The organism is Pseudomonas sp. P7779 (assembly GCF_013386315.1).
Taxonomy (GTDB): Bacteria; Pseudomonadota; Gammaproteobacteria; order Pseudomonadales; family Pseudomonadaceae; genus Aquipseudomonas.
Window position 1 is genome coordinate 1 of record NZ_JACARZ010000095.1, and the last position, 12,324, is coordinate 12,324.

At 62.5% G+C, this 12,324-nt stretch carries 10 protein-coding genes; all 10 read left to right on the plus strand.

The genetic code is table 11. The features are described 5' to 3' along the window. Positions 1-83 precede the first annotated feature (83 nt). The 10 genes from HX869_RS25405 (at position 84) to HX869_RS25450 (ending at position 12,313) form a co-directional block, all read left to right on the plus strand. Positions 84-1,706 (plus strand): methyl-accepting chemotaxis protein, encoded by a 1,623-nt coding sequence (locus HX869_RS25405; protein ID WP_003219261.1) that lies wholly within the window; start codon positions 84-86, stop codon positions 1,704-1,706. Then, on the plus strand, positions 1,706-2,218 hold the full coding sequence (locus tag HX869_RS25410) for a chemotaxis protein CheW (protein WP_102368206.1): 513 nt from the start codon (positions 1,706-1,708) through the stop codon (positions 2,216-2,218). Before HX869_RS25405 ends, HX869_RS25410 begins: the two co-directional genes overlap by 1 nt. Further along, entirely contained in the window at positions 2,218-3,477 is a 1,260-nt protein-coding gene (locus tag HX869_RS25415) for a protein-glutamate O-methyltransferase CheR (RefSeq protein WP_178903822.1), read from the plus strand. The genes HX869_RS25410 and HX869_RS25415 overlap by 1 nt, the downstream gene beginning before the upstream one ends. After that, positions 3,474-4,160 (plus strand): chemotaxis protein CheW, encoded by a 687-nt coding sequence (locus HX869_RS25420; protein ID WP_102368208.1) that lies wholly within the window; start codon positions 3,474-3,476, stop codon positions 4,158-4,160. The genes HX869_RS25415 and HX869_RS25420 overlap by 4 nt, the downstream gene beginning before the upstream one ends. Further along, positions 4,157-6,460 (plus strand): hybrid sensor histidine kinase/response regulator, encoded by a 2,304-nt coding sequence (locus HX869_RS25425; protein WP_177069470.1) that lies wholly within the window; start codon positions 4,157-4,159, stop codon positions 6,458-6,460. The genes HX869_RS25420 and HX869_RS25425 overlap by 4 nt, the downstream gene beginning before the upstream one ends. Next, complete coding sequence (locus HX869_RS25430; protein ID WP_003219250.1) at positions 6,457-7,467, plus strand: chemotaxis response regulator protein-glutamate methylesterase; 1,011 nt, start codon at positions 6,457-6,459, stop codon at positions 7,465-7,467. Before HX869_RS25425 ends, HX869_RS25430 begins: the two co-directional genes overlap by 4 nt. A 51-nt stretch (positions 7,468-7,518) precedes the next feature. Continuing rightward, positions 7,519-8,520: a diguanylate cyclase gene (locus HX869_RS25435; RefSeq protein ID WP_003219248.1), complete on the plus strand. Its 1,002-nt coding sequence runs from the start codon at positions 7,519-7,521 to the stop codon at positions 8,518-8,520. 247 nt (positions 8,521-8,767) lie between these two features. After that, a protein-coding gene (prfB, locus tag HX869_RS25440; protein ID WP_096236834.1) for a peptide chain release factor 2 occupies positions 8,768-9,863 on the plus strand; the annotation gives its coding sequence in 2 pieces (ribosomal slippage) (positions 8,768-8,839 and positions 8,841-9,863; 1,095 coding nt in all). 78 nt (positions 9,864-9,941) lie between these two features. Beyond that, a complete protein-coding gene (gene lysS, locus HX869_RS25445; protein WP_003219243.1) occupies positions 9,942-11,444 on the plus strand; it encodes a lysine--tRNA ligase in 1,503 nt (500 codons plus the stop codon). A gap of 152 nt (positions 11,445-11,596) precedes the next feature. Beyond that, positions 11,597-12,313 (plus strand): TetR family transcriptional regulator, encoded by a 717-nt coding sequence (locus HX869_RS25450; RefSeq protein WP_178903823.1) that lies wholly within the window; start codon positions 11,597-11,599, stop codon positions 12,311-12,313. Positions 12,314-12,324: the final 11 nt, after the last annotated feature.

The following is a 12,324-nucleotide window of genomic DNA, read 5'->3' on the forward strand; positions in this document are numbered from 1 at the left end:
CCCAGATCCCACAACCCGTTGATTAATGATGGCATCCGCTCAGCTATACTCCTCTCCATTTGAATGGCCCTTGAGGAATTACTGTGAAGAACTGGACCTTGCGCCAACGGATTTTGGCGAGCTTTGCGGTCATCATCGCGATCATGCTGCTGATGGTAGTGGTCTCGTATTCACGCCTGTTGAAGATCGAGGCCGGCGAAGAGTCAGTCCGCGATGACGCAGTCCCCGGGGTCTACCTAAGCTCCATGATCCGCAGCGCATGGGTCGACAGCTACCTCGACACCCTCGACATCATCGGCCTGCGCAAAGACAAGACACTCACCGAAGCCGACAAGGCCGACTACAAGTCCTTCGAAGCGCGCATCATCACGCAAATGGCCAATTACAAGGCAACTATCAACGGCGCTGAGGATCAGGCCGAGTTCGATAAGTTCGAAGCCCTGCACCAGGCCTACAACAAGGCTTTGGCCGCAGTCACTGAAAACCTGCAACGCAATGACGTCGCCGCCGCCCGCAAAGTGTTCGACGAAGAGCTGACCCCGACCTGGACCGCAGGCCGCATGAAGCTCAACGACATCATCACCGAAAACAAAAACGTCGCGGACCGCGCCACCAACGCTATCGACGACGCCGTGTCCGCTGCAAAAATCAGCATGGGCGTCTCGCTGATCCTCGCGATCCTCGCCGCCGGCCTCTGCGGCCTGCTGCTGATGCGCGCGATCATGGCGCCGATGAAACGCATCGTCGACATCCTCGAAACCATGCGCACCGGCGACTTGAGCAAACGCCTGAACCTCGAACGCAAGGACGAATTCGGCGCAGTAGAGACCGGCTTCAACGACATGATGACCGAGCTCACCGCCCTGGTGTCCCAGGCACAGCGCTCTTCGGTACAAGTCACTACCTCGGTCACCGAGATTGCCGCGACTTCCAAGCAACAACAGGCCACGGCCACTGAAACCGCCGCGACGACCACCGAGATCGGCGCTACTTCGCGGGAGATCGCTGCTACTTCCAAGGACTTGGTCCGTACCATGACCGAAGTCTCCACCGCCGCCGACCAGGCCTCGGTGGCCGCCGGCTCCGGCCAGCAAGGCCTGGCGCGCATGGAAGAAACCATGCACTCGGTGATGGGCGCGGCCGACCTGGTGAACGCCAAGCTGGCGATCCTCAATGAGAAGGCCGGCAACATCAACCAGGTGGTGGTGACCATCGTCAAGGTCGCCGACCAGACCAACCTGTTGTCCCTCAACGCTGCCATCGAGGCCGAGAAGGCCGGTGAGTACGGTCGCGGGTTTGCCGTGGTAGCCACCGAAGTGCGGCGCCTGGCCGACCAGACCGCCGTGGCCACCTACGACATCGAGCAGATGGTGCGCGAGATCCAGTCGGCGGTGTCGGCCGGGGTGATGGGCATGGACAAGTTCTCTGAAGAAGTGCGCCGTGGCATGTTCGAGGTGCAGCAGGTGGGCGAGCAGCTGTCGCAGATCATCCATCAGGTGCAGGCCCTGGCGCCGCGGGTGTTGATGGTCAACGAAGGCATGCAGGCCCAGGCCACCGGCGCCGAGCAGATCAACCATGCGCTGGTGCAGTTGGGCGATGCCAGCAGCCAGACCGTGGAGTCCCTGCGTCAGGCCAGCTTTGCCATCGACGAGCTGAGCCAGGTCGCCGTCGGCCTGCGCAGCGGCGTGTCGCGTTTTAAAGTCTGATGAACGACCTCGCGGCTAAACGCGGTGCCGTTGCGGCAGTGAAGAAAGCACTGTTCCTGGTGTTTCACATCGGTAATGAACGGTATGCCCTCAAGGCCACGGAAGTGGCCGAGGTGCTGCCGCGCCTGCCGCTCAAGCCCATTGCCCATGCGCCTGCGTGGGTCGCCGGGATCTTTGCCCATCGCGGGGCAATGGTGCCGGTGATCGATCTCAGTGCCTTGACCTTCGGTACGCCGGCCCAGGCCCGCACCAGCACGCGCCTGGTGTTGGTCAATTATCAGCCGGATGCACTCACTCCGGCACGCTGGCTGGGGCTGATCCTCGAACAGGCCACCGATACCCTGCGCTGTGACCCGGCGGAGTTCCAGCCCTACGGCCTGGACAACCGCCAGGCACGTTACCTGGGCCCGGTGCGCGAAGACGAGCGTGGCTTGATGCAGTGGATCGGCGTGGCGGACCTGCTGACGGCTGACGTGCAGGCGCTGCTGTTTGCCGCGGGCGAGGAGGGTTGATGAGCAGTGATCAACGCTTCTTCGACTTCCTTAAGGAGCGCATTGGCCTGGACGTTGCCTCGGTGGGCGAAGCGATCATCGAGCGTGCCGTACGCCAGCGCAGCATGGCGCTCAGCGCGCAGACCGCCGATCAATACTGGCAGCAATTGCAGGCCTCCACCGACGAACAGCAAGCGCTGATCGAAGCGGTGATCGTCCCCGAAACCTGGTTTTTCCGTTACCCCGAATCCTTCGCCACCCTGGGTCGGCTGGCGGTCACCCGCCTGGCCGAAATCAAGCAGATGCGCGCCCTGCGGATCCTCAGCCTGCCGTGTTCCACCGGCGAAGAACCCTATTCGATTGCCATGGCCTTGCTCGACGCCGGGCTGGCACCGCATCAGTTCAAGGTGCAGGGCATGGACGTCAGCCCGCTGTCGGTGGAGCGCGCCCGCCGTGGGGTGTACGGCAAGAATTCGTTTCGCGGCCAGGACCTCGAGTTCCGCGATCGCCACTTCACCGATCAAACCGACGGCTACCGGATTGCCGACCGGGTACGCGAACAAGTGCGCCTGCAGGTGGGCAACCTGCTGGACCCCACGCTGCTGGCCAACGAGCCCACCTACGATTTTGTGTTCTGCCGCAACCTGCTGATCTACTTCGACCAGCCGACCCAGAAGCAGGTGTTTGAAGTGCTCAAGGGCCTGACCCATGTCGACGGCGTGCTGTTTATCGGGCCTGCCGAAGGCAGCCTGCTGGGGCGCCTGGGCATGCGTTCGATTGGCGTGCCGCAGTCGTTTGCCTTCAGCCGGCATGCGGAGCCCGCGCCTGAACCGGTATTTGTGCCGATGCCCGCGCCGATTCCTCAGCGCAGTGCCGCGCCTATCCCGACCAGGCCCCGGCCGTTCAGCACCGTCAGTGCCCAAGTGGTACCGATCAAGCCGCCGCCGCAGTCGGACGCCGCCGATCTGCTCAGTCAGATTGCGACCCTGGCCAATGAAGGCAAGAGCCTGGAAGCCCGTGCTGCCTGCGAGCGTTATTTGCAGAGCCATCCGCCGGCGGCCCAGGTGTTTTATTGGCTGGGCCTGCTCAGCGATGTGGCCGGCAGCGCCCTGGAAGCCCAGGGTTATTACAGAAAAGCCTTGTACCTGGAACCCCAGCACCCGCAGGCCTTGATGCACCTGGCCGCGTTGCTCGAGTCCCAGGGCGATGTCGCCGGCGCCCGGCGTTTGCAGGCTCGTGCCGCGCGCAGCGAGCGAGCTGACAGTGAGCGTAAATCATGACCCTGGATCCCGAGCTGAACCTGACCCTGGCCGATACCCAGGCCATCGATGACTGCTGGAACCGCATCGGCATCCACGGTGACAAGTCCTGCCCGCTGCTGGCCGAGCACATTCACTGTCGCAATTGCTCGGTGTATTCCGCCGCCGCCACGCGCCTGCTCGACCGTTATGCCTTGCAGCAGGACGATCACCGCCCCGTCGCGACGCCGGAAGTCGAGGGTGATGTCCTCACCCGTTCGCTGCTGATGTTCCGCCTCGGCGAAGAATGGCTGGGCATCGCCACTCGCTGCCTGGTGGAAGTGGCGCCGTTGCAGCCGATCCATTCCTTGCCCCATCAGCGTTCCCGCGCCTTGCTGGGCGTGGCCAACGTGCGTGGCGCACTGGTGGCGTGCCTGTCCCTGGTGGAATTGCTGGGGCTGGACAGCACCGGCAGCGGCCCCAGTGGCGCACGAATCATGCCGCGCATGCTGATCATCGCGGCGCAGGACGGCCCCGTGGTGGTGCCGGTGGACGAAGTGGACGGTATCCATGCCATTGATGAACGGACCTTGAACGCGGCGTCTGCCTCCGGCACCCAGGCCAGCGCCCGCTATACCCAAGGGGTGTTGCAGTGGAAAGGCCGCAGCCTGCGCTGGCTGGACGAGGCGCAATTGTTGTCTGCCGTGACCCGGAGCCTCACATGACCCCCGACCAGATGCGCGATGCCTCGCTGCTGGAGCTGTTCAGCCTGGAAGCCGACGCCCAGACCCAGGTGCTCAGCGCCGGCCTGCTGGCCCTGGAGCGCAACCCGACCCAGGCCGACCAGCTCGAAGCCTGCATGCGCGCCGCCCATTCCCTGAAGGGCGCGGCGCGGATTGTCGGGGTGGACGCGGGGGTCAGCGTGGCCCATGTGATGGAAGATTGCCTGGTCAGCGCCCAGGAAAGCCGCTTGTACCTGCTGCCGGAACATATCGACGCACTGCTGCAAGGCACCGATTTGCTGATGCGCATTGCCACGCCGGGCAACACCGTGGGCCCGGCGGACATCGAGTCCTATGTGGCATTGATGGAGCGGTTGCTCGATCCGTCGCAGAAAGTCGCGCCGCCCGCTGCGCCAAAGCCTGCGCCGCCGCCCACACCCGCGCCAGAACCTGAATTGTCGATGGAAGCGCTGCTGACCCTGCCGCCGGAGCCCGAGCCCGCGCCGCCGGTCAGTGCCGAACTGCCACGCCAAAATAAGCGCATGACCGAAGGCGGCGAGCGGGTGTTGCGGGTGACCGCCGAACGTTTGAACAGCCTGTTGGACCTGTCCAGCAAGTCCCTGGTGGAAACCCAGCGGCTCAAGCCTTACCTCGCCAGCTTGCAACGCCTCAAGCGCATCCAGAGCAACAGCGCCCGCGCCCTGGAAAACCTCGACGGCCACCTCAAGACCGTCGACCTGAGCCTGGAAGCCCAGGAAGCGCTGGCTGATACCCGCCGCCTGTTGAGCGAAGCCCAGGCGCTGCTCGCGGAAAAAACCGCCGAAATCGACGAGTTCGGCTGGCAGGCCGGGCAACGCGCCCAAGTCTTGTACGACACGGCGCTGGCGTGCCGCATGCGGCCGTTTGCCGACGTGCTGGCCGGGCAGGTGCGCATGGTGCGTGACCTGGGCCGCAGCCTCGGTAAACAGGTACGCCTGGAAATCGAAGGCGAGAAAACCCAGGTCGACCGCGATGTGCTGGAAAAACTCGAAGCGCCGCTGACCCATTTACTGCGCAATGCTGTGGACCACGGCATTGAAATGCCCGAGCAACGCCTGCTGGCGGGCAAACCGGCTGAAGGCCTGATCCGCCTGCGGGCGTCTCACCAGGCCGGCTTGCTGGTGTTGGAGTTGAGCGACGACGGTAACGGTGTCGACCTGGAGCGCCTGCGCGGCACCATCGTCGACCGGCATTTGTCGCCGGCGGAAACCGCCCTGCGCCTGAGCGAAGAGGAACTGCTCACGTTCCTGTTCCTGCCGGGGTTCAGCCTGCGGGACAAGGTCACCGAGGTCTCGGGGCGCGGGGTCGGCCTGGATGCGGTGCAGCATATGGTGCGCCAGTTGCGCGGCGCGGTGGTGCTGGAGCAGACGGCGGGGCAGGGCAGTCGCTTCCACCTGGAAGTGCCGTTGACCCTATCGGTAGTGCGCAGCCTGGTGGTGGAAGTTGGCGAAGAGGCCTACGCCTTCCCGCTGGCCCACATCGAGCGCATGTGCGATCTTGCGCCCGACGACATCGTGCAACTGGAAGGCCGCCAGCATTTCTGGCACGAAGGCCGGCATGTCGGCCTGGTCGCCGCCAGCCAGTTGCTGCAGCGCCCGCCGGGGCAGGGCAGTCAGGAAACCCTGAAGGTCGTGGTGATCCGCGAGCGCGATGCGGTCTACGGGATTGCCGTGGAGCGTTTTATCGGCGAACGCACGCTGGTGGTATTACCCCTGGACGACCGGTTGGGCAAGGTCCAGGACATCTCCGCCGGAGCGTTGCTCGATGACGGTTCGGTGGTGCTGATCGTCGACGTCGAAGACATGTTGCGATCGGTGGACAAACTGCTGAATACCGGTCGTCTGGAGCGCATCGCCCGACGCACCCAGCAAACCCTCGAAGCACCGCGCAAGCGTATTCTGGTGGTGGATGACTCGCTGACCGTGCGCGAGCTGCAACGCAAATTGTTACTTAATCGCGGTTATGAAGTGGCCGTGGCAGTCGATGGCATGGATGGCTGGAACGCGCTGCGCTCCGAAGACTTCGACCTGCTGATCACGGACATTGATATGCCTCGCATGGACGGTATTGAATTGGTCACACTCTTGCGCCGTGATACTCGCCTGCAATCCCTGCCGGTGATGGTTGTTTCCTACAAGGATCGGGAAGAAGACCGTCGTCGTGGACTGGACGCCGGCGCCGACTATTATCTAGCCAAGGCCAGCTTCCATGACGACGCGCTGTTGGACGCGGTGGTGGAGCTGATCGGAGGAGCACGGGCATGAGGATTGCGATCGTCAATGACATGCCCATGGCCGTGGAGGCCTTGCGCCGGGCGTTGAGCCTAGAGCCGGCCCACGAAGTGGTGTGGGTTGCGGGCAACGGCCTGGAAGCAGTGCAGCGTTGCGCCGAGTTCACGCCCGACCTGATTCTGATGGACCTGATCATGCCGGTGATGGACGGTGTGGAGGCCACCCGGCAGATCATGGCCGAGACGCCCTGTGCGATCCTGATTGTCACCGTCGACCGCCAGGCCAACGTCAGCCGTGTATTCGAAGCCATGGGCCATGGCGCCCTGGACGTGGTTGACACGCCTGCACTGGGCGTGGGCAATCCGAAGGACGCCGCGGCACCGCTGTTGCGCAAGATCCTCAATATCGGCTGGCTGATTGGCCAGCGTGGCAGCCGCGTGCGGGCCGAGCCTGCGCCCCAGCGGGCCACGGGCAAACGCCAGAGCCTGGTGGCCATCGGTTCGTCCGCAGGCGGCCCGGCTGCCCTGGAATCCCTGCTCAAGGGCTTGCCCCGGGACTTCTCGCCGGCCATTGTGCTGGTGCAGCATGTGGACCAGGTGTTCGCCGCCGGCATGGCCGAATGGCTGAGCAGTGCCTCGGGCCTGCCGGTGCGCCTGGCCCGGGAAGGCGAGCCGCCCCAAAGCGGTGTCGTGTTGCTGGCGGGCACCAATCATCACATTCGTCTGCTGAAGAACGGCACGCTGGCCTACACCGCAGAGCCTGTGAACGAGATTTACCGGCCGTCCATCGACGTGTTTTTCGAGAGCGTCGCCAGCTACTGGAATGGCGATGCCGTTGGCGTGCTGCTGACGGGGATGGGGCGTGATGGCGCCCAGGGACTTAAGTTGATGCGTCAGCAAGGCTACCTGACCATCGCGCAGGACCAGCAAAGCTGTGCTGTTTACGGCATGCCCAAAGCGGCAGCGGCGATTGACGCGGCTGTTGAAATTCGCCCATTGGACAGAATTGCGCCACGATTGCTGGAGGTATTCGCAAAATGACCGATATCACACGCTGTCCTGGCCTGCAGGTAGTAATTCAGGTGACCGTAAATGAATGATTTGCAGCTCGACGACTTCAAGACCGACGAAAACGCCGCCATGGTGCTGCTCGTCGACGACCAGGCGATGATCGGCGAGGCCGTACGCCGGGGCCTGGCCCATGAAGACAATATCGACTTCCACTTTTGCGCCGACCCGCACCAGGCCATTGCCCAGGCGATCCGTATCAAGCCGACGGTGATCCTGCAGGACCTGGTGATGCCGGGTCTCGATGGCCTGACCCTGGTGCGCGAATACCGCAATCACCCGGCGACGCAGAACATCCCGATCATCGTGCTTTCCACCAAGGAAGACCCGCTGATCAAGAGCGCGGCGTTTGCTGCCGGGGCCAACGATTACCTGGTCAAGCTGCCGGATAACATCGAACTGGTGGCGCGCATCCGCTATCACTCGCGCTCCTACATGACCCTGTTGCAACGGGACGCGGCCTACCGGGCGCTGCGGGTCAGCCAACAGCAGTTGCTGGACACCAACCTGGTGCTGCAACGGCTGATGAACTCCGACGGCCTGACCGGGCTGTCCAATCGCCGGCATTTCGACGAATACCTGGAACTGGAATGGCGCCGCGCCATGCGTGACCAGACCCAACTGTCGCTGCTGATGATCGACGTGGACTTCTTCAAGACCTACAACGACAGTTTCGGCCACCTGGAAGGCGACGAGGCGTTGCGCAAGGTGGCGGCGACCATTCGTGATGCCAGCAGCCGTCCTTCGGATTTGCCGGCGCGTTATGGCGGTGAAGAGTTTGCCCTGGTGCTGCCCAATACCTCGCCGGGTGGGGCACGGCTGGTGGCCGAGAAGCTGCGCCAGGCGGTGGCTAGCCTGAAAATTCCGCACATTGCCCCGGCAGAAGGGGCGAGCCTGACCATCAGTATTGGCTTGGCGACCATGACCCCGGTGCAGGGCACCGATTGCCGGCAATTGATCTCGGCGGCGGACAAGGGCTTGTACCTGGCCAAGCACAATGGGCGCAATCAGGTGGGGATCGAGTAGGGAATACGGTCTGCGGGATGTCGCAGACCTAATGTGGGAGCGGGCTTGCTCGCGAATGCGGTGTGTCAGTCAATGCATCTGGCGACTGAACCACCGCATTCGCGAGCAAGCCCGCTCCCACATTTGATCTTCATCGCTGTCTGGATGGTGCATATCCCCGCCTTTTCGGCCAAGCGGACTGCCGTTATCAGCCGTTTGTCGTTATACTCGTCGGCTTTCAAAAGTTCGCCAACGAGTGCTGCCCGCCATGGAAATCAACCCGATCCTTAACACCATCAAGGACCTGTCCGAGCGCTCCGAAACTATTCGGGGGTATCTTTGACTACGATCAAAAGCATGAGCGTCTGACCGAAGTCAATCGCGAGCTTGAAGATCCGGCTGTCTGGAACAAACCTGAATATGCCCAGGAACTGGGCCGCGAGCGCGCTGCGCTGGCGCAGATCGTCGACACCCTCGACGAATTGAACACCGGTCTGGGCGATTGCCGCGACCTGCTGGACATGGCCGTCGAAGAAAACGACGAAGGCGCAGTGGGCGATGTCGTCGCCGAGCTGGCCCGTCTCGAGGAAAACCTCGCCAAACTCGAATTCCGCCGCATGTTCAGCCATGAAATGGACCCGAACAACGCCTACCTGGACATCCAGGCCGGTTCCGGCGGCACCGAAGCCCAGGACTGGGCCAACATCCTGTTGCGCATGTACCTGCGCTGGGCCGACAAACGCGGTTTCGACGCGACCATCATGGAACTGTCGGCCGGTGAAGTCGCCGGCATCAAGGGCGCGACCGTGCACATCAAGGGCGAATACGCCTTTGGCTGGCTGCGGACCGAGATCGGCGTACACCGCCTGGTGCGCAAGAGCCCGTTCGACTCCGGCAACCGTCGCCACACGTCGTTCTCCGCCGTTTTCGTCTCGCCAGAGATCGACGACAAGGTGGAAATCGAGATCAACCCGGCAGACCTGCGGATCGACACCTACCGTTCCTCCGGTGCCGGTGGCCAGCACGTAAACACCACCGACTCGGCCGTACGTATTACCCACGTACCGACCAATACCGTGGTGAGCTGCCAGAACGAACGTTCCCAGCACGCGAACAAGGACACCGCCATGAAAATGCTGCGGGCCAAGTTGTACGAGCAGGAAATGCAGAAACGCAACGCCGCGTCCCAGGCGCTGGAAGACACCAAGTCGGATATCGGCTGGGGTCACCAGATCCGCTCGTATGTGCTCGACGCGTCGCGGATCAAGGATCTGCGTACCAACATCGAACGCAGCGACTGCGACAAGGTGCTCGACGGTGATATCGACGAATACCTGGAAGCCAGCCTGAAATCTGGCCTGTAACTCCTTTGTAGGAGCCGGCTTGCCGGCGATCCCCGGCCGCAGGCCGGGGACAACGAACCTGATGGAAAATTTAAAGACATGAGCGACCAACAACTCGACCCGCAAGCCCTGCAACAGGAAGAAAACTCCCTGATCGCCCTGCGCAAGGAAAAGCTTGCTGCCGAGCGCGCCAAGGGCAATGCCTTCCCGAACGACTTCCGCCGCGAAAACTACTGCGATGCCTTGCAGAAACAGTACGCGGACAAGACCAAGGAAGAGCTGGCAGAGGCTGCAATCCCGGTCAAGGTTGCCGGTCGCATCATGCTCAACCGTGGCTCGTTCATGGTGATCCAGGACATGACCGGTCGCATCCAGGTCTACGTCAACCGTAAAACCCTGTCCGAAGAAACCCTGGCCTCGGTGAAAACCTGGGACATGGGCGACATCATTGCCGCCGAAGGCACCCTGGCCCGTTCCGGCAAGGGTGACCTGTACGTTGAAATGACCAGCGTGCGCCTGCTGACCAAATCCCTGCGCCCGCTGCCGGACAAGCACCACGGCCTGACCGACACCGAGCAGCGCTATCGCCAGCGCTACGTTGACCTGATCGTCAACGAAGAAGTGCGCCAGACCTTCCGCGTGCGTTCGCAGGTTATTGCGCACATCCGCAGCTTCCTGATGAAGCGCGACTTCCTCGAAGTTGAAACACCGATGCTGCAAACCATCCCGGGTGGTGCCGCAGCCAAGCCGTTCGAAACCCACCACAACGCGCTGGACATGGAAATGTTCCTGCGTATTGCGCCTGAGCTGTACCTCAAGCGGCTTGTTGTTGGCGGCTTCGAAAAAGTGTTCGAGATCAACCGCAACTTCCGTAACGAAGGCGTTTCGACCCGTCACAACCCTGAATTCACCATGTTGGAGTTCTACCAGGCCTACGCCGACTACGAAGACAACATGGACCTGACCGAGGAACTGTTCCGCGAACTGGCGCAACTGGTCCTGGGCACCACCGACGTGCCGTACGGCGACAAGGTGTTCCACTTCGGCGAGCCGTTCGTGCGCCTGTCGGTGTTCGACTCGATCCTCAAGTACAACCCTGAGCTGACCGCCGATGACCTGAACGACATCGACAAGGCCCGCGCCATCGCCAAGAAAGCCGGCGCCAAGGTGCTGGGCTTCGAAGGCCTGGGCAAATTGCAGGTGATGATTTTCGAAGAGCTGGTGGAGCACAAGCTGGAGCAGCCGCACTTCATTACCCAGTACCCGTTCGAAGTGTCGCCGCTGGCCCGTCGCAACGATGACAACCCGAACGTCACCGACCGTTTCGAGCTGTTCATCGGCGGCCGTGAAATCGCCAACGCCTACTCCGAGCTGAACGATGCCGAAGACCAGGCCGAGCGCTTCATGGCCCAGGTGGCCGACAAGGACGCTGGCGACGACGAGGCGATGCACTATGACGCCGACTTCGTACGCGCCCTGGAATACGGCATGCCGCCTACCGCCGGTGAAGGTATCGGCATCGACCGGTTGGTGATGTTGTTGACCAACTCGCCGTCGATCCGTGACGTGATCTTGTTCCCGCACATGCGGCCACAAGCGTAACCGTAGCGAAATCCGAAGCCGCCTTTTATAAGGCGGCTTTTTTATGTGGCGTTTATAAGCGTCAAGTAAACAGCGCCAGGTGATCGTTCCCACGCTCCGCGTGGGAACGCAGCCCGTGACGCTCCGCGTCACACTGTGGAGGAAGATCCGTCGTGAACCGCGTAATGGCTCAAAAGGATGCCGCCGGCATTGCCGCTGCCGTGGCTGAAAGTGTTCAGTACCAGGGCCGCAAGGCCAGTCGCCGGGGCAGTGAGCAGCGCAGGCAGGACATTCTCGATGCAGCGATGCGCATCGTGGTACGCGAAGGCGTGCGTGCCGTGCGTCACCGTGCTGTGGCGGCGGAAGCCGGTGTGCCGTTGTCGGCCACCACCTATTACTTCAAGGACATCGACGACCTGCTCACCGACACCTTCGCCCAATATGTGGAGCGCAGCGCCGCGTTCATGGGCAAGTTGTGGGTGCGTAATGAAGGCCTGCTGCGCGAGATGGTGGCTTATGGCGACGGCAGCCCGCAGTCGCGCTCGCAACTGGCCGATGACATCGCGCGCCTGACCGCCGATTACGTGCAACGCCAATTGCTCAACCGCCGTGAGCACCTGATGGCCGAGCAGGCGTTTCGCCAGGAAGCGCTGCTGAACCCGCGCCTGGCCGAGCTGGTGCGCTCCCACCAGCAAATCCTGCTGCAGGGCACTTGCCAGTTTTTCCAGGTATTGGGTTCCCGCGAGCCGCAACAGGATGCCAAAGTGTTGACGGCGATTATCGGTCGGATGGAATATCAGGGCCTGCTGGGCGGCGCAGAGCCTCTGACCAGCGAAGAAATGCTTGAGATCCTCAAGCGTTACATGCATTTGGTGTTGGCTTCGGTCTGACACAGGGGATT

Coding starts and splice junctions, on each gene's coding strand:
- HX869_RS25415 (WP_178903822.1), top strand. CDS start 2,218: ATGAGCAGTGATCAACGCTTCTTCGACTTCCTTAAGGAGCGCATTGGC.
- HX869_RS25420 (WP_102368208.1), top strand. CDS start 3,474: ATGACCCTGGATCCCGAGCTGAACCTGACCCTGGCCGATACCCAGGCC.
- HX869_RS25410 (WP_102368206.1), top strand. CDS start 1,706: ATGAACGACCTCGCGGCTAAACGCGGTGCCGTTGCGGCAGTGAAGAAA.
- lysS (WP_003219243.1), top strand. CDS start 9,942: ATGAGCGACCAACAACTCGACCCGCAAGCCCTGCAACAGGAAGAAAAC.
- HX869_RS25435 (WP_003219248.1), top strand. CDS start 7,519: ATGAATGATTTGCAGCTCGACGACTTCAAGACCGACGAAAACGCCGCC.
- HX869_RS25430 (WP_003219250.1), top strand. CDS start 6,457: ATGAGGATTGCGATCGTCAATGACATGCCCATGGCCGTGGAGGCCTTG.
- HX869_RS25425 (WP_177069470.1), top strand. CDS start 4,157: ATGACCCCCGACCAGATGCGCGATGCCTCGCTGCTGGAGCTGTTCAGC.